The sequence below is a fragment of the Pseudoalteromonas sp. MSK9-3 genome (assembly GCF_003590335.1).
Classification (GTDB): Bacteria; Pseudomonadota; Gammaproteobacteria; order Enterobacterales; family Alteromonadaceae; genus Pseudoalteromonas.
This window is the reverse complement of record NZ_MIET01000046.1, coordinates 178,362-195,327: the sequence shown is the minus strand read 5'-3', so window position 1 is coordinate 195,327 and position 16,966 is coordinate 178,362. Positions and strand designations below refer to the sequence as shown.

General features: G+C 41.0%; 16 protein-coding genes. 15 read left to right on the top strand and 1 reads right to left on the bottom strand.

Annotated elements, in window-relative coordinates; translation table 11 throughout:
* The first annotated feature begins 7 nt into the window (after positions 1–7).
* From hisB to BGP78_RS19565, 7 genes are all read left to right on the top strand, one after another.
* On the top strand, positions 8–1,069 hold the full coding sequence (gene hisB, locus BGP78_RS19595; protein WP_119862971.1) for a bifunctional histidinol-phosphatase/imidazoleglycerol-phosphate dehydratase HisB: 1,062 nt from the start codon (positions 8–10) through the stop codon (positions 1,067–1,069).
* Complete coding sequence (gene hisH, locus BGP78_RS19590; RefSeq protein ID WP_119862970.1) at positions 1,066–1,656, top strand: imidazole glycerol phosphate synthase subunit HisH; 591 nt, start codon at positions 1,066–1,068, stop codon at positions 1,654–1,656. The genes hisB and hisH overlap by 4 nt, the downstream gene beginning before the upstream one ends.
* A gap of 11 nt (positions 1,657–1,667) precedes the next feature.
* Complete coding sequence (gene hisA / locus BGP78_RS19585; RefSeq protein WP_119862969.1) at positions 1,668–2,402, top strand: 1-(5-phosphoribosyl)-5-[(5-phosphoribosylamino)methylideneamino]imidazole-4-carboxamide isomerase; 735 nt, start codon at positions 1,668–1,670, stop codon at positions 2,400–2,402.
* Entirely contained in the window at positions 2,384–3,163 is a 780-nt protein-coding gene (hisF, locus tag BGP78_RS19580; protein WP_119862968.1) for an imidazole glycerol phosphate synthase subunit HisF, read from the top strand. Before hisA ends, hisF begins: the two co-directional genes overlap by 19 nt.
* Entirely contained in the window at positions 3,154–3,765 is a 612-nt protein-coding gene (gene hisIE, locus BGP78_RS19575; protein WP_119862967.1) for a bifunctional phosphoribosyl-AMP cyclohydrolase/phosphoribosyl-ATP diphosphatase HisIE, read from the top strand. Before hisF ends, hisIE begins: the two co-directional genes overlap by 10 nt.
* Positions 3,766–3,827: 62 nt before the next feature.
* Positions 3,828–4,313 carry a hypothetical protein gene (locus BGP78_RS19570; protein ID WP_119862966.1) on the top strand — a complete coding sequence of 162 codons (486 nt, stop codon included), beginning with the start codon at positions 3,828–3,830 and terminating at the stop codon, positions 4,311–4,313.
* Positions 4,313–5,086: a glycosyltransferase family 25 protein gene (locus BGP78_RS19565; protein WP_119862965.1), complete on the top strand. Its 774-nt coding sequence runs from the start codon at positions 4,313–4,315 to the stop codon at positions 5,084–5,086. Before BGP78_RS19570 ends, BGP78_RS19565 begins: the two co-directional genes overlap by 1 nt.
* 75 nt (positions 5,087–5,161) lie before the next feature.
* Here BGP78_RS19565 and BGP78_RS19560 read toward each other — a convergent pair whose 3' ends face one another.
* On the bottom strand, positions 5,162–6,946 hold the full coding sequence (locus BGP78_RS19560) for a M61 family metallopeptidase (protein ID WP_119862964.1): 1,785 nt from the start codon (positions 6,944–6,946) through the stop codon (positions 5,162–5,164).
* A gap of 184 nt (positions 6,947–7,130) precedes the next feature.
* Here BGP78_RS19560 and BGP78_RS19555 point away from each other — a divergent pair, with 184 nt between their 5' ends.
* The 8 genes from BGP78_RS19555 (at position 7,131) to ilvN (ending at position 16,919) form a co-directional block, all read left to right on the top strand.
* Complete coding sequence (locus BGP78_RS19555; RefSeq protein WP_119862963.1) at positions 7,131–8,672, top strand: GGDEF domain-containing protein; 1,542 nt, start codon at positions 7,131–7,133, stop codon at positions 8,670–8,672.
* A 14-nt stretch (positions 8,673–8,686) separates the two neighbouring features.
* On the top strand, positions 8,687–10,030 hold the full coding sequence (ppnN, locus tag BGP78_RS19550) for a nucleotide 5'-monophosphate nucleosidase PpnN (RefSeq protein WP_119862962.1): 1,344 nt from the start codon (positions 8,687–8,689) through the stop codon (positions 10,028–10,030).
* On the top strand, positions 10,027–10,818 hold the full coding sequence (xni, locus tag BGP78_RS19545) for a flap endonuclease Xni (RefSeq protein WP_119862961.1): 792 nt from the start codon (positions 10,027–10,029) through the stop codon (positions 10,816–10,818). Before ppnN ends, xni begins: the two co-directional genes overlap by 4 nt.
* 48 nt (positions 10,819–10,866) lie before the next feature.
* Complete coding sequence (locus BGP78_RS19540) at positions 10,867–11,253, top strand: DUF3192 domain-containing protein (protein ID WP_119862960.1); 387 nt, start codon at positions 10,867–10,869, stop codon at positions 11,251–11,253.
* Complete coding sequence (locus BGP78_RS19535) at positions 11,253–12,947, top strand: hypothetical protein (protein WP_119862959.1); 1,695 nt, start codon at positions 11,253–11,255, stop codon at positions 12,945–12,947. The genes BGP78_RS19540 and BGP78_RS19535 overlap by 1 nt, the downstream gene beginning before the upstream one ends.
* Positions 12,948–13,206: 259 nt before the next feature.
* Positions 13,207–14,214 (top strand): isocitrate dehydrogenase, encoded by a 1,008-nt coding sequence (locus BGP78_RS19530; RefSeq protein ID WP_119862958.1) that lies wholly within the window; start codon positions 13,207–13,209, stop codon positions 14,212–14,214.
* 483 nt (positions 14,215–14,697) lie between these two features.
* Positions 14,698–16,422, top strand: coding sequence for an acetolactate synthase 3 large subunit (locus tag BGP78_RS19525; protein WP_119862957.1), 1,725 nt, complete (start codon positions 14,698–14,700; stop codon positions 16,420–16,422).
* Complete coding sequence (ilvN, locus tag BGP78_RS19520; RefSeq protein ID WP_010361903.1) at positions 16,422–16,919, top strand: acetolactate synthase small subunit; 498 nt, start codon at positions 16,422–16,424, stop codon at positions 16,917–16,919. The genes BGP78_RS19525 and ilvN overlap by 1 nt, the downstream gene beginning before the upstream one ends.
* Positions 16,920–16,966: the final 47 nt, after the last annotated feature.

The following is a 16,966-nucleotide window of genomic DNA, read 5'->3' as shown; positions in this document are numbered from 1 at the left end:
ATTAATAATGAGCAGTCCATATTTATTCATAGACAGAGATGGCACGCTAATAGACGAGCCAAAGACAGATAAACAAGTCGATAGCCTTGAAAAGCTCGTCCTGTTGCCTAATGTGATCACCGCCCTACTCCAATTACAAAATGCAGGTTACAAGCTTGTCATGGTATCTAATCAAGATGGGCTGGGTACCGATAGTTTTCCAACCGCTGACTTCGACATAGCACAAAATAAAATGATGGAGATATTTGAAAGTCAGGGAATATTTTTCGAAGAAGTGTTGATCTGCCCACACTTTGATGAAGACAACTGTAACTGTAGAAAGCCAAAAACAGGGTTACTCACACAAATTATGCGCTCTGGTAAAGTTGACCTTGCTAAATCATATGTGATTGGAGACCGACAAACCGATATAGGACTCGCAGAAAACCTGTGTATCGAAGGTATTTTATATGAAGGAAGTTGGTCCCACATTGTAACCCAATTGACCACATTAAACAGAAAAGCAACTGTAAGTCGCAATACCAAAGAAACACAGATCAGCGTTTCAGCTAATCTTGATCAAACTAAAAATGGCGAAATTTCAACAGGGTTAGGCTTTTTCGACCATATGCTCGACCAAATTAGGACGCACGCAAATATTGGCTTAAATATTATCGCTAAAGGCGACCTTCACATCGATGAACACCACCTTGTAGAAGATGTTGGCATTGCATTAGGGCAAGTCATAAAACAAGCTCTAGGCACAAAATCACAAATAGCTCGATATGGTTTCTCTTTACCAATGGATGAGTGCAAAGCAGAATGTCAACTTGACTTATCAGGGCGTGCATCATTTGTGCTCAATGCCGAGTTTAGCCGGCAAAGTACGGGTGACTTGGATGTACAAATGGTGGAGCATTTCTTTAAATCACTCGCAGATAATGCACAGATCAGCTTAATTTTATCAGTCTCTGATGGTAACTGTCATCACCAAGTTGAGGGGTTATTCAAAGCTTTTTCGCGCGCTCTAAGAATGGCTATTGCACAAGATACTACGCAACAAACAGCCAGTTCTAAGGGGTGTTTATGATAGCCATTATTAATACCGGTTGTGCCAACATCAACTCTGTGAGATTCGCATTTGAACGCCTTGGCGTTACGCCAGAGGTGATAACAGATCCTGCTAAATTGGCGCATTTTGACCGCGCCATTCTTCCGGGTGTCGGACATGCTAAAGTCGCTATGGAACGCCTAACAACCTTAGGCTGGGATACCGCAATTAACGACTATCAAAAGCCACTGATGGGGATCTGTTTAGGTATGCAGCTTCTATGTAACAGCACTGAAGAAGGAAATATAACCTGTCTTGGCAAAATACCGGGGGATGTTTCTGCATTAGACGTAAAAGGGTTAACCGCCCCCCATATGGGTTGGAATAACTTAACACACTGTGCAGAGCACCCATTGACTGCCAATATCAGTCGCAATGATCAAGTTTACTTTGTGCACAGTTTTGCGCACTCGGTAAACGACTGTACCTTGGCGCAAGGCGAATATGGACAGTGCTTTTCAGCTATTGTTGCTAAAGACAATTATGCGGGAATGCAGTTTCACCCTGAGCGAAGTGCCAAAGTTGGCGCAACCTTGCTACAAAACTTTGTTAATTGGACACTGTAAAGGACCTTATTATGATCATACCTGCATTAGATGTACTCCAAAATCAGATTGTTAGGCTGTATCAAGGCAAATACGATACCGCTCAGTTTTACCCGTTCCAACTCGATGAACGGCTACTGTCTTATCAGACTAGTGGCGCAACTAAGCTTCACTTAGTTGACTTGGAAGGTGCTCGGGATCCTGCTAAAAAGCAATGGCAACAAATTCAAGCCGCCACCAGCCAATTATCGGTTCCTTATCAAGTTGGCGGTGGGATCCGAAGCTACGAAGATGTTAAACAATGGCTTGACGCGGGTGCTTCACAAGTTGTGATCGGCTCAATGGCGGTCGACCAACAAAGTCAGGTGTCGAGTTGGATTAAAGAATTTGGCGCTGAACGTTTCGTAATAGCCCTAGATGTAAACAAAACCGACACAGGGTGGGCACCAGCGACACATGGTTGGTTGTCTGACGCAAAAGTTGAATTGTTTGAGCTCGTCGACTTTTATGCTGAACTTGGCATAACTGACTTTTTATGCACGGACATCAGTAAGGATGGTACCATGACAGGCCCTTCTTTTGCGTTATACGAACAACTTTGTGCACACAATAAGAACATACAAGTACAAGCATCTGGCGGAGTGAGTTCGTTAGCAGATATAAATCGACTCGTTGAGATAGGGGTAGGCGGCATTATTCTTGGAAAATCACTGCTAGATGGTGCATTTACAGTTGAGGAGGCACTCGCATGTTATCAAAGCGAATAATACCTTGCTTAGACGTTAAAAATGGACAAGTCGTAAAAGGCGTTAAGTTTAAAGGCCATGAAGTTGTTGGCGACATTTTAGAGTTGGCAAAGCTCTACAGTGATGCAGGTGCTGATGAGTTAGTATTTTATGAGATAAGTGCCAGCGTAGAGAAGCGTTTATTAGATGTTAATTGGGTGCAAACGATCGCTCGCCATATTGATATTCCTTTTTGTGTTGCCGGCGGCATAAAATCGGTAGCCGACGCAGCAAAGGTACTTGAACAAGGTGCTGATAAGATCAGTATCAATAGCCCAGCAATAGCACGACCTGCACTGATAAAAGAATTGCACGATGAATTCGGCAAGCAATGTGTTGTTGTAGGCATAGATAGTTTTTACGATGAAAAGACAGACCAATACTTAGTGTATCAACTTACTGGCGACCCTAATGCTTCGAGTCAAACGCGCTATAAAACCCAAGATTGGGTTAGAACAGTACAAGAGTTAGGCGCAGGTGAAATCGTTTTAAACTGTATGAATCAAGACGGTGTAAGAAAAGGCTACGATAATAAGCAATTAAGTGAGATCAGAGCCATTTGTGATGTGCCACTGATTGCTTCCGGTGGTGCAGGTACAATGCAAGACTTCGCTGATGTATTTACACATAGCCAGGTCGATGGCGCATTAGCCGCCAGCGTATTTCATAAAAACATTATAAATATTAACGAGCTTAAGCAGTTTTTAGCATCTCAAAATATAGCGAGTAGACTATGCAATTAACCCCCGCAAACCTAACACAATTAGACTTTGATAAAGCAGAGTTACTGCCAGCCATTGTGCAACATGCCACATCAGGCGTGATCCTCATGCAAGGGTTTATGAACAGTGATGCAATCAAAATGACATTAGAAAAGAAACTGGTGACTTTTTATTCTCGCTCAAAACAGCGCCTGTGGACCAAAGGAGAAGCGTCTAAAAATGTACTCAATTTAGTCAGCGCTCATACCGATTGCGATCAAGATTCAATCTTATTGTTTGCATTACCTGAGGGGCCCACCTGCCACTTGGGTACCCAAAGTTGCTTTGGAGACGCCAAACCCGCAATCGGATTTTTAGCAGAGCTAGAAGAAGTCATTGTATCTCGTAAAAATGATAACCCTGAGTCGAGTTACACGGCATCTTTGTTTGCCAAAGACATTAGTCGTAGCTGTCAAAAAGTGGGAGAAGAAGGCGTTGAAGTTGCCCTTGCTGCGATGAAAGCCGACATAAACGAATTAGAAAATGAGTCTGCTGATTTGCTCTATCATTTATTGGTCTTGTTACAGCGCAGTGAAACTAATTTATCAAGCGTTATAAACTGCTTGCAAAACAGACATAAATAACACGAGTCTGGTCTTTCCGTTTTACCATGGTATGCTTGCTAAAAATAGTTAAGGATCTCACCATGGTAAAACCTCTTCTTAGCGCCTTTTCCCTTATTATTGGCTTAACGGGCTGCAATACATTATCACCTTCAAAGCAAGCTCAAGTCGATACCATGAATATATGTCAAAAGGTAGAAGCACTTATTAATAGTGCCCCATCGGGGTTTGAACCGTTAAAAGGTGCTAAAGTTTCAACCCCATTTTTAACATCATGGCAAGCAAAAGCACATTTAGTCGGTGAGCAATGTCAGATAAGTAACTACAGTACAGGATCTACTGGCTATCATTGTGAACAGAATTTTTCTAGCGATAACACTGCCTCACAAGTATTTGATACCTCAAAACGCCTGATTGAATCATGTTTAAGTACTGAGTGGAAAGCAGTCCAAAAGAAAAACACGCTACAATTTTCAAAAGCGGCGCAATCACCCACCCTCAGCCTATCCAAACACGAAACTTTTGATAAAAAACAACCTTGGCAAATTAAATTAGAGATATCACAGTAATGCGCGATAACGTTCCTGCCATATTTTTGATCAACTTAGATCAAAGCACACAACGTTTAAAAGCGTGTACCGATAGGTTAAATAGCCAAAATATTCGGTTTGAACGACTATCTGGCGTGTATGGAAAGTCTTTAACTCAAGAGGAGCTTGCCCGTCATTACAGTCACACCTTGAATCTAAAAAAGTATCATCGTGCACTTAGTCAAGGCGAAATCGGTTGCTACTTAAGCCACAGAAAAGCATGGCAAGCCATTGTTGATCGCCAACTTGATTATGCCATTATCATTGAGGACGATTTTAAAATTGTTGGCCCTTTACAAGATGTATTCGACTCAATAGCTGATCTTAACTTTGATTGGCAACTCATTAAACTTGCCGCTTATGAAAATAGAGAAAAACCAATTTTGTATAAGTCTAAGTTAAATAGCCACTTCGACCTAGTGATCCATAAAAAGGCGATGACAGGCTGCTGTGCTCAAGCTATTAGTTTAGAGGGCGCTAGGCAGCTCCTAAAGGCGACCGACAAGTTTGCACGGCCGGTTGACACTGATATACAGCATATTTGGGAAACCAACGTCCCCGTTTATTCAATGATGCCCTATTACATTGAACAAGCGGGTGAGTTTGAGAGCGACATTGCCAAAGCATCCAGTGGTGCGCCAGTTAAAAAGCATTTTTGGAAAAGAAAATGGCATCAGTTTCAAGAAAAGCGACTTAACCACACGGCAACGTGCAAAGCCATCGAGGCGCTCAAAGCTAAGCTCAATAACTAATACACACCGCTCTACGTTCACTCCAGCTACTATGACATAATAACTGGAGTGAATATGTTCAGCTGAGATAGCTCGTTATTTAATAGGGTGAGATGGGTGTTCGACCCCCATCCAAGCTTTATACAGCTTAGCTTGTCTAATTGATGGTTTTAGTATCGCCCTTACTAACTTAGGCTTACTATAACCACGTGACAGGATTAATGTTGTACTCATCAATTTGTCGCGCCTGATAAAATCAACCGTGACTTTATCACCAGCAGAAAAACCTTGTAATGTTGCATTAAGTGACTTTCGAACATGATGCTTGTTCACCGCGACAATCTTATCACCAGGAGTAAGGCCTGCGGCCCAAGCGGCTCCCTCTCTTGCTACATGATTAAGTATTAATACTTCGCCACTATTTTTTGCTATGGCATCCATTGACGCAATGGGTTTTACAGATGAAGGACGTGCATGCTCTAAACCGACCTGCGCCAATAATGCATCAAAGTCTAGATTTAATGGCCCATCAACATGTTTCGCCCACCACTGAGTGTAATCTCTTCCACTTAATTGCTTTAAAATTGCTTTTACATCAGCACTGGTAAATGAATTTGGTAGTTTATGCTGTTTATACAGCTCGCGGTGTACGTCCTTATAGCTGACTTTTCCATCACTTTTGACCAATAAATCAATATCAAGCGCCATAGAAACAAGCGCGCCTTCAGAGTAAATGTTGGTACTATAATTTTTGCCGTGATCGCCCCCTTGGTTGATCCATTTATCGAAACTTGTTTGGGCAGCAGACTGAATTTCTCGACCTGGAGTGTTTAAATGGCGATTAATGGTACGAGTGAGTCCTTTAAAGTACTCTTGGTTGGTGGTGATACCTGCACTAAGTAATAAATAATCTTCCAAATAACTTGTTGACCCTTCAGCCAACCACAGTAAATCGCTATAGTTAATACCCGTATAGTCGTAAGGCACTAAGCCCGCTGGCCGATAGTTTTTCACATTCCATGTATGAATAAACTCGTGAGCAGCCGTGGAGATAAACGCAACGTAGTCATCTCTTTTAGCAAACGAATCTCTATGGCGTTGAATTATTGTCGAGTTTAAGTGTTCGGTAGCACCGCGTGCGCCACTCGTTGCATGTACCATAAAGACGTAACGCTGATATGGGTAATCATCCCAAATTAAGGTACCCGTTTTAACCAGCTTTTTTAAATCTCTCAGCATCAACGCAACATCGTAATTGCCTTCTCCCCATATCACTAATTCGTACTGTCGGCCGTCAACTTCAAACTTATGTAATTCATTAATACCGGTTTCTATTGGTGAATCTAGCAAAACATCATAATTCTTGGCGACAAAACTGTGTTTATTATCCCCAAACGCCATACCCGATACAGATCGCCAAGTGTCAGGAACATTTAATTCAACACTCACCGGCTCTTGTCGAAAAGAATCACTGAACATAAAAAAGCCCGATGCATCAATGAATGCATGACTGTCATCAATATGCCTTGCTCTGAGCCCTAGCTCATTTGCGTAAACCTGATAATCAATATTTACTTCTGTGGGCTCATCAAAATGAACACGCCAAGTATTTTTATCTACTTTTTTCCACTCTAACGCTTTGCCATTTTGATCTTCTGCATTAAATAGTCGAACACCATTCGCTAAATTCAATATTTCATAACGACCCGTACGCCAATCTGGTAGTTGTATATCTAAGTGGGATTGCGCAGATTTAGGGAACGTAATTGAAACATCACCTAAATGATGGGTGCCTTGGTCTATTTTGAGTTGGTATGCGACTTCTGCAAACGAGAGGAACGGCATACACGCCAAGGCAATAAGGGTTGGTTTATTTATCATAACTTTCTAAATAACAATGTTTTCTTCGACCCTATCAAATCTATTATCTTTTTATTTATAAAACGCGGTGAATCCACATTTTTGTTTGAAGAAATGCCAGCAAAACACAAAATCATCTACATTAATCAGATATTTGTTGTAAACTTGTGAGTGAGAACCTCTACAATGGAAATGGTCTATATTTGTGACTGATAATACTGAGCATTTAGAAAAAAAACTCGGGCAGGCAATAAAAGTTCGCAAAGCCCTAGAAACAGCACGAAAGCATCAGGTTGACGTGCTATCGCAATTTGCGGCCAAATTATCTCTTAGCTGTAAAGGTCAAGACGTCGCCCTAGACAACCAACTTGCTAAATTCAGAAGTGCGTTAAACAAAGGCATGGACTTTGAAGAGTTCTCTCCCTTGATTGACAATATGACCACCATGTTGAAGCAGCAGGAAGCGGTCAATTCAGCTAACCATCGACAGTTACTTCAATCCATTACTGACTCAGGAAAACAGCTACAGCGCGTAAAAGGTTTGCCTGAAGATGGACGAAGAATGCTTCGCCATCTGTTAGATCATGAACTTGACGTACAATCGACCAATGAGTTTATTCCCATACTCGACAAACTTGTTACGATTTACCATAAAGCACTACAAAGCAAGGCAACGGTATTAACTGATACACCAAGCTCAGGGCCAGACAAAAACCCTGAAGTTGCCGCTGAGTTGCTCGCTTTGGCTAACGAGTTAATTTTCGACGAAGATGTCGCAAATGAAGTTAAGGCAATCAAAAATAATATAAGCCTCAATGACAATGTTGATGTATTGCTAGAATCAGCACTAGGTATTGTCAGGATAATTGCAAAAAGTATTGCAAGAGAGCGTCAATCTGCTCAAGGTTTTTTGGTTTCGTTAAATCAAACGTTAGAAGAACTACATTCCTCTATTATTGATACAACTAAAAACTCTCGCTCAATGAGTGACGAACTCAATGGCTTGAATAAACAAATAGAAACAAAAATAAAAAGCCTGAACGAGCAGACGCAAAAAGCAACCTCGATGACAGAGCTAAAAGCACTAGTAGATGGCGAGCTTAAAATTTTAAGCAGTGATTTAGTTAAACGAGAAAAACTCGAACGAGCCGATAAAGAGGCGCTTTTTGCTAGCTTTGAAAAGATTAACGAGAGGATCAATGTTCTTGAATCCAAAGTAACAAATTATAAAAAGCGGCTCTCAGAGCAACGCTTTAAAAGCCTACTCGACGGGTTAACCAAGCTGCCAAACCGAGCCGCATTTGACGACCGATTTAATCAAGAGTTTCACCTTTTCGATTTACAAAAGACAGATGTTACATTAGTGGTCATTGATGTTGACCATTTTAAGTCTATTAACGACCAGTATGGTCATAGTGCTGGCGATAAAACGTTACAAGTTATTGCCCGAGCTTTAAAAAAATCAATCAGAAAAACCGATTTCATTGCCCGCTATGGCGGTGAAGAGTTTGTGTTGCTAATGCCAGGAATGCCGCTTGGCCAAGCAAAGCAACCTCTAGAGAAAGTACGTACTACAATAAAATCAATACCGTTTAAGTTCAAAGAGAAGCAAGTACAAATCACCATATCTTTAGGCGCAACACAGTTTAAAGAAGGTGATACACCGTTATCAGCTTTTGATAGAGCCGATGACGCACTTTACGAGGCAAAAAACAGCGGAAGAGACCGTATTTGTCTTCGTGAATAACAAGGAGAATGCCTATGCAAATACAGTTAAACCCAACGGGTGTGCTAAATCTGTTATCTCAACTTGAAGTAGACTTATTACAACAATCTTCACATAGCGAGCGCTATCGCCTTTTTAGGAACTGCGCGCTCGCAGTACTCAACGTCGGTAGCCATACCGACTCCAGCTCTGAAATATACAACAAGTACCAAGACTTTGCGATAAGGCTTATCGCAAGAGAGCGAGGTATTAAAATAGAGCTTGATAACCCACCTGACACAGCCTTCGTAGACGGAGAAATAATTACAGGTATTCACGAGCATATTTTCTCAGTAATAAGAGACATTTTATTTATTTGCCAAAAGCATCAAGAGCAAATACACGTCCCTAGAGAAATCACCCATATGGTGTTTGATATGCTGCGCAACGCAGATGCCTTACAAGTGAATACTGATCCTAACCTCATTGTTTGTTGGGGCGGACATTCTATTAATGAAACCGAGTATAAGTATACTAAAGAAGTTGGCTATCAGCTTGGTTTGCGCGGCATGAATATATGTACGGGCTGTGGTCCAGGGGCTATGAAAGGCCCAATGAAAGGTGCAACAATTGGGCATGCTAAACAGCGTATCACCAGCAATCGTTATTTGGGACTTACAGAGCCAAGTATCATTGCAGCAGAGCCCCCTAATCCTATCGTGAATGAACTGGTTATTTTACCCGATATTGAAAAACGTTTGGAAGCATTTGTTAGGATGTCGCATGGGATCATCATATTCCCTGGTGGGGCAGGTACGGCTGAAGAACTGCTTTATCTACTTGGAATTTTGTTACACCCCGATAATGCAAAGCAATGTTTACCCGTCATTTTAACAGGCCCAAAAGAGTCAGAAAGTTACTTTACTGAAATATGCACGTTTGTAGAAAGCATTCTAGGAAAAGAAGCGCTCAGTAAATTCGAAGTAATTGTAGACGACCCAACACTCGTCGCGACCAAACTCAAACAGAGTATGACGGATGTCAGACAATACAGAAAAGAGCAAGGTGACGCATATTATTTCAATTGGACATTAAAAATTGATAATGAATTTCAAATGCCATTTGCGCCGACTCATGAAAACATGTCTGGACTTAACTTACATTTAGAACAACCAACGCAATTATTGGCAGCTAATTTACGTCGTGCGTTTTCAGGAATTGTTGCTGGTAATGTCAAAGATGAGGGGATCAGAGCCATCAAGCACAGTGGACCATACACGCTCAGTGGTGACACCTCTTTAATGAAGGACATGGATAAACTTCTGCAAGCTTTTGTAGAACAAGGTAGAATGAAGCTTCCAGGCAGTAAATATATCCCGTGTTATAAAATAAAAGCATGAATAAAAACTTAGTACTTATCGATGCGCTGAACTTAATTCGGCGCATTTTTGCTGTTGATATGCAGCATTCACACCACAGCGACCAACAGATGATCGCATCTTGTAAAGCAAGGGTGAAGCACGCAACCCAAAAGATTATCCAGTTAACCAAACCAACGCATATGATTGCGGTTTTTGACGGCGATAAAAGCTGGCGTTATCACTACTTTGAACAGTATAAGCATTCAAGAAAACCGATGCCTTCTTTGCTTTTTGACAACTTAACAACTATCTGTGAAGCATTTTCTGAATTAGGTGTCACAGCATATCGCCCAGAACAAGATGAAGCTGATGACATTATAGCGACACTGGCCTGTAAAGCACAGACTGGCGGTATCCCCTCAACAATTATCTCTACAGACAAAGGGTTTTACCCTTTTATGAGTGACTATATCGGTATCTTTGATTATTTTAAAAAAGCATGGGTCACCGATGAAGAGGTAGAATCTCGATTTGGTGTTGCTAAAGCATCACTTATTGAGCTTTGGGCATTAGCCGGCGATAAAACCAACGATATCCCGGGTGTTGCAGGGGTTGGAAACAAATCTGCCGTAGCGCTAATTAAAGAATATGGTAATGTTGACACGGCTATGGCACACGAACAATTTAAACCCGCCTTGCGTAATAAAATCGCGGAGGGTATGGATAACTACATTATTAGCAAAAATCTCGTTTCGTTACGTACAGATATTCATTTAGGCTTCAACCTAAATCAAATAAGATTAACTGCTTTAGATGCAATGGTTTAAATATGCAACGCTTTGCTATACTCAAGATAATCGGTTTATGAGCATTATATGATAAAAAAAGTACTACAATACATTGTGTTAGGATTAGCAGTATATGCTGTCATTGTTATGTTAGTCATTAACTTTTATAAAGACGATCCACAGGCAATGATTTGGCAAGACCGAGAAGCGTTTAACAATCGCTTTATTTCTAAATTAGAGATTGGACACGACAAAACCATTGATGATGTGCTCGAGACTCTAGGGAGTCCAGATTTAACTTTTGCTAAAAAAGACGATGATAACGTTGTACAAATTATTTACTATAGAACCCAGTTAGTTAAGTCCGATGGCATTACCACTCGTGACGAATGCACGGGTCTATTATTTGAGAACGGCAAACTGACTCTTTGGGGTCCTAGTGCCTCTGTAGCATATGATAAGGCGTTTAATTAGTGTATGAATTTGAGGCCAGTCCAAAGCAACTAAAGCGATTGTTTGACCACACTCATCAAGCCCTTCGTTTATATTATAATAAAGAAAAATGGCCTGCGATTTACCCCACATTAACTCAATTAGCAGAACGCTTTGTTTTAATGTACAACCATACACCCAATGCACTACATGCTCATTTACAATTTTACGTTGCGGATCATGGATACACCACCAACCTCGTCGTAAACCAATGTATTGTGATATGTGCTCTGTGCCACGCAAATGGGTATTCGTCACAATTTACAGAAGAACTCGTCTTAGCTTGCCTATCAGACCACATTTGCAGCACGAATGAAACCAATCGCTTAGCTAGCGCGAAACCGCTTACTGCCCAAGAACAAAAACTATTAAAACTACGTCACCAAATCGCAATCAAGATGCTAAAAAGTGCGAAAGTGCCAAGCGGCCAGTTACAACGAGTTTTAGCTCGCCTTGATAAATACACCGCTGCGATCACAGGCGTCAAGCACATCCCCCTTTATGACAATACGACCGTGCTAGTGTGCCTAGCAAAGCGAATTTCAAAAGCGATAACCCCGCGCCCTAAAGTCAGAACTTTTAATATTACCCAAACGATTAAGTCTTTATATGTAAATACCCACAATCAGTTTGCACAATCGAGCCTGATAGCACTTGCACAGCAATTTGCACACTACCCGACCGGTGTTATGGTTAATTATAAGAGCAATCATGCAATGGTGCTTGCAAAGGCCGACAAATCTATAACTCTGGGAATATTAAAGGACAATAAAGTTGCCGGAATGGTCAAAACATCTAAACAACTCACTCCTTTTTATAAACCAATCATTACAACAGACAAAACACTTTTATATAGTATTTGGTTTAATGATCAAGTCATTGAGTTGCCGCAACGCGAGCACAATAATAAAGATATGATTTTAGAGGCCGTTGGTAAACTGGGCCAAGAACAATATATAGAGTTTAAGGCAATTGAGAAAACCATAGCCCCTTTTACTCAATTAGAACAAGCATTACGTCACGCCGCTCGCCAATATAATAGGCAGGGCCAAAAAGCCACGACACTTAGACATTGTTTAACGATGGTTGGGCTGGATACTGCCGGGTTCCTTTGTCAACGTGTATTGTTAGAAACCTTATTAGCTGAACAACCCCATCCATTCTCTGCCGATATTTGGTGCAAATACACCCTAATAAGTAAGATAATTTTTGTTTTACTCAGCAAAAGTAAACCTGAATCGTTTGAAGCACTTTTGGGACCATTTACTGCGGTCATCTATTTTATTGTGCTGAACCATGACTCACAAATCATGAGACTAGTTACTCCGCCATCAGATGATTTTTCTCAAACCCCTGTTTCACTCGCCTGTATTTTTGGGTTTGAACAACTCGATGGTCCATTATTAAATGAGTTTGTGCAAGACAACTTTAGGTTTTCAAAAATGCATAATGCTTTTACCGAAACAGAGCTAACAGAAAAACAAAGCTTATCCGTCGATGCCAAGCTATTTTCTGCAATTAAACTCATTACTGTCATTATCCTAACCGGTGAGTCCCAACTAACCGCTTGGCAAAGCCAAGTGTTAGACTCAATATTGGACGAATTTAACTGGCAAAGTCGCACGCAACTTTTGACAGCCATGTTAGAGCAATCGCCTCTGTGTACAATTGAGTAACCTTATTTGTCTAAAAAGAAACCAAGGTGCAGTAAATATGACCCATTATTTACCCTATAAATACCATGCATAGCAAACATAATTAAGATTGATACCTTTTCCACATTCCTTACTGGAATATCTCAGTATAAATTGATATAAATCGCCCTTAAAATTCAAGCGAACAGACACTCCCCTCGACTTTGTTTACTACACTAAACGATGTCAGCTCAAATATTGGGCTAGTGTTTATACACATATTTGATAAAGGAAACTTACAATGGCTAAGCAAACCATTACCGTAATTAAAGGCGACGGCATCGGCCCAAGCATCATTGACTCAGCAATTGAGATCCTAAATGCAGCAGGCTGTGACTTTGACTATGAATTCGTAGATGCAGGCCTTGCAGCTCTTGAAAAAACAGGTGAATTGCTGCCTAAAGAAACGCTTGAAGTCATTGAGAAAAATAAAATCACCTTAAAAGGCCCACTCACCACGCCTGTTGGCGAAGGTTTTACGTCGATCAATGTAACACTACGTAAACAGTTTGGTCTATATGCAAATGTGCGCCCGGTAAAATCTTTTGAAGGCACTAAAGCACGTTATGATGACATCGATATCATCACAGTACGTGAAAACACACAAGGTATGTATTCAGGGCTTGGTCAAGTAGTCTCTGAAGATGGTAACGAAGCAGAAGCAATGTCAAAAATCACGCGAGAAGGTGCAGAAAAAATTGTAACTTTCGCTTATGAGCTAGCACAAAGAGAAGGCCGTAAAAAAGTAACCGCTGTACACAAAGCCAATATCTTAAAATCAACTTCTGGCCTTTTCCTAAAAGTTGCACGTGAAGTTGGCGAGCGTTACCCTGACATTGAGTCAGCAGAAATGATTGTTGATGCAACCTGTATGAAACTCGTCATGACGCCTGAAGAATTTGACGTTATTGTTACGACAAACCTTTTTGGTGATATCTTATCAGATTTATGTGCTGGTTTAGTCGGTGGACTTGGCATGGCGCCAGGTGCAAACATTGGCGAAAATGCTGCAATCTTTGAAGCTGTTCACGGAAGTGCACCAGACATTGCGGGTAAAAATTTAGCAAACCCAACATCTGTTATTTTAGCTTCAATTCAGATGCTAGAATATTTACAAATGGGTGACACAGCGGAGCGAATTCGTAGCGCCGTTGCTGAAGTAATTAAAACCGGTGATCGTACTACGCGTGACCTTGGTGGTAACCATGGTACAACTGACTTCACACAAGCAGTTATCGACCGTCTATAATTACCCACTTATTAAAAGCCCGCAATATGCGGGTTTTTTTACACTCATACTTTACGTACTAAACCTTATTTACCTCTCTCCTAGCCCGACTACTGCAATAGATGACTATCTGACACAACTATTCTCGCTTTATGACGATTAAGAAGTCCCGTGAATTTAAATATAGTGAATTAATAATGCCATAAAGAACTAAAAATCACACCAAATACACATAAAACTTCAAAAATAAATATATAACGCGTTATTTATGCAAAAAGCAAGGAGTGCGGTTGACAGATCAGTCAAAAACATTTTTAATAACTTATGTTAATAAATATTTGGATCGTCGCCAAAATGAAACGTATTTCACACTTAAATGTCCTCGTCCTGGTCTTATACTTAAGTCCAGCGGGGTCGTGTTGAGTAAATTTACGCTTTAACCCCGCAACTGCGGGGTTTTTTTTGGTTCAAATTTAGTGTTCGGGCAATAACTGAGGAATGAGGATGAATAAAGAGCAATTTAATGGCTCCGAGTTGGTAGTAAAAGCGCTGAAAGAGCTTGATGTTGAATATATATTTGGTTATCCAGGCGGATCAGTGCTTGATCTGTATGATGCGCTTTTCCAGCAAGATGATGTGAAACATATTTTAGTTCGCCATGAACAAGCTGCGACACACATGGCGGATGGCTATGCAAGGGCGACAGGTCAAGTTGGAGTGGTGCTCGCTACATCTGGACCAGGTGCGACAAATTGTATTACCGGTATCGCAACAGCATATATGGATTCGATCCCCATGGTGGTTCTTTCTGGTCAAGTCCCCTCCTCTTTGATTGGGGATGATGCATTTCAAGAAACTGACATTGTAGGATGTTCACGGCCGATTGTGAAACATAGCTTCAATTGCCGTGATCCCCAAGAGATTCCAAATATACTGGCCAAAGCATTTTTTCTCGCTGCCAGCGGACGCCCTGGGCCTGTTGTGGTTGAACTGCCAAAAGACATTCTCAACCCCCAAACAAAGTTTGATTATAAGTTTGGAACATGCACACAAATGCGTACTTATCAGCCAAATGTAAAAGGACATCCTAAGCAAATCAAAAAAGCAGTCAATGCAATTTTAGATGCCCAACGGTTAGTTATCTACTCTGGTGGCGGGATCATTCTTTCAGATACCTCAAAGCAGCTTACAGAGCTGGTTGAAACACTAAATGCACCAATTACTAATACCTTAATGGGCCTAGGTGGGATCAGCGGTACTCACCCTAACTTCATTGGTATGTTGGGTATGCATGGAAGCTTAGAAGCAAATAAAGCGATGGCAAATGCCGATGTAATTCTCGCTTTGGGTGCAAGATTCGACGATAGAGTTACTAACAATGTTAAAAAGTTTTGCCCGAATGCGACCATCATTCATGTGGATGTCGATCCTACCTCGATTTCTAAAACGATACCTGCACACATCCCTGTTGTTGGCTGTTTAGCTACCGTTTTAGGTCAACTACAAACTGCACTCGATACCAATGAGAAGCGAATCGACCGCAGTGCCCAAGAAGATTGGTGGCAACAGATAACACAATGGCGAGCTGCTAAGTGCTTACAATACGATACAGAAAAAGATTGTATCAAACCGCAAACAGTGATTGAAAAAGTTTACCAGGTTACACAAGGTGAAGCATATGTCAGTTCTGATGTAGGACAACATCAAATGTTTGCAGCCCAGTATTATCCATTTAAATATCCGCGTCAGTGGATCAATTCTGGTGGTCTTGGAACAATGGGGTTCGGCCTACCCGCAGCAATGGGGGTTAAACTTGCTTTTCCTGACAAGCATGTTGTGTGTGTGACTGGAGACGGTTCAATTCAAATGAACATACAAGAGCTATCTACCTGCCTTCAATATGGGCTTGCAGTAAAAGTTGTCTCATTGAATAACCGCTCTTTAGGCATGGTAAGGCAGTGGCAGGATATGATGTATGATGGTCGCCATTCAAGCTCCTACATGGACTCTTTACCTGACTTTGTAAAGCTAACAGAAAGCTATGGACATGTTGGTATTCGGGTTGACCACCCTGATGAACTAGATGCTGCGCTAGAGAAAGCATTTTCGATAACAGACAAATTAGTATTTTTAGATATCCGAGTTGATGAAAAAGAACATGTATACCCCATGCAGATTAAACTCGGTGCAATTGATGATATGTGGCTTAAAAAGGGAGTAAAAGGATAATGCGTAGAATTCTGAGTATTTTGTTAGAGAATGAACCAGGCTCTTTATCTCGTATTGTCGGGTTGTTCTCTCAACGCGCTTACAATATTGATAGCTTAACTGTAGGCACTACCGATGATAATACCCTATCTCGCATCACTATCACGACACAAGGCGATGACCGTATCGTTGAACAGATCACCAAGCAAGTAAATAAGTTGGTCGATGTGTTAAAAGTGATAGATTTAACCGACATGCCAAACATTGAGAGAGAGTTATTACTTGTTAAGGTATACGCTAAAGATGAAGTAACACGTGCATCAGTAACGCGTATTGCAGATGTTTACAGTGGTGCAATCATCGATATGGGTAAACAAAGTTACACCCTTCAGCTGATCAGTAATGCTGAAAAAATAGAATCCTTTTTGGATATGTTACGCCATGAAACAGACATCATTGAATTAGTTCGTTCTGGCGCGGTTGGCATTGGCCGAGGCGATAAAGCACTTAAAGGTTAGAATGACCTACAGCAACATAAAAGGGGCTATATAGCCCCTTTTCTTTA

Excerpts from the sequence above, each read along its gene's own strand:
- hisB (WP_119862971.1), top strand. The coding sequence starts at position 8 with ATGAGCAGTCCATATTTATTCATAGACAGAGATGGCACGCTAATAGAC.
- hisH (WP_119862970.1), top strand. The coding sequence starts at position 1,066 with ATGATAGCCATTATTAATACCGGTTGTGCCAACATCAACTCTGTGAGA.
- hisA (WP_119862969.1), top strand. The coding sequence starts at position 1,668 with ATGATCATACCTGCATTAGATGTACTCCAAAATCAGATTGTTAGGCTG.
- hisF (WP_119862968.1), top strand. The coding sequence starts at position 2,384 with ATGTTATCAAAGCGAATAATACCTTGCTTAGACGTTAAAAATGGACAA.
- hisIE (WP_119862967.1), top strand. The coding sequence starts at position 3,154 with ATGCAATTAACCCCCGCAAACCTAACACAATTAGACTTTGATAAAGCA.
- BGP78_RS19570 (WP_119862966.1), top strand. The coding sequence starts at position 3,828 with ATGGTAAAACCTCTTCTTAGCGCCTTTTCCCTTATTATTGGCTTAACG.
- BGP78_RS19565 (WP_119862965.1), top strand. The coding sequence starts at position 4,313 with ATGCGCGATAACGTTCCTGCCATATTTTTGATCAACTTAGATCAAAGC.
- BGP78_RS19560 (WP_119862964.1), bottom strand. The coding sequence starts at position 6,946 with ATGATAAATAAACCAACCCTTATTGCCTTGGCGTGTATGCCGTTCCTC.
- ppnN (WP_119862962.1), top strand. The coding sequence starts at position 8,687 with ATGCAAATACAGTTAAACCCAACGGGTGTGCTAAATCTGTTATCTCAA.
- xni (WP_119862961.1), top strand. The coding sequence starts at position 10,027 with ATGAATAAAAACTTAGTACTTATCGATGCGCTGAACTTAATTCGGCGC.
- BGP78_RS19540 (WP_119862960.1), top strand. The coding sequence starts at position 10,867 with ATGATAAAAAAAGTACTACAATACATTGTGTTAGGATTAGCAGTATAT.
- BGP78_RS19530 (WP_119862958.1), top strand. The coding sequence starts at position 13,207 with ATGGCTAAGCAAACCATTACCGTAATTAAAGGCGACGGCATCGGCCCA.
- BGP78_RS19525 (WP_119862957.1), top strand. The coding sequence starts at position 14,698 with ATGAATAAAGAGCAATTTAATGGCTCCGAGTTGGTAGTAAAAGCGCTG.
- ilvN (WP_010361903.1), top strand. The coding sequence starts at position 16,422 with ATGCGTAGAATTCTGAGTATTTTGTTAGAGAATGAACCAGGCTCTTTA.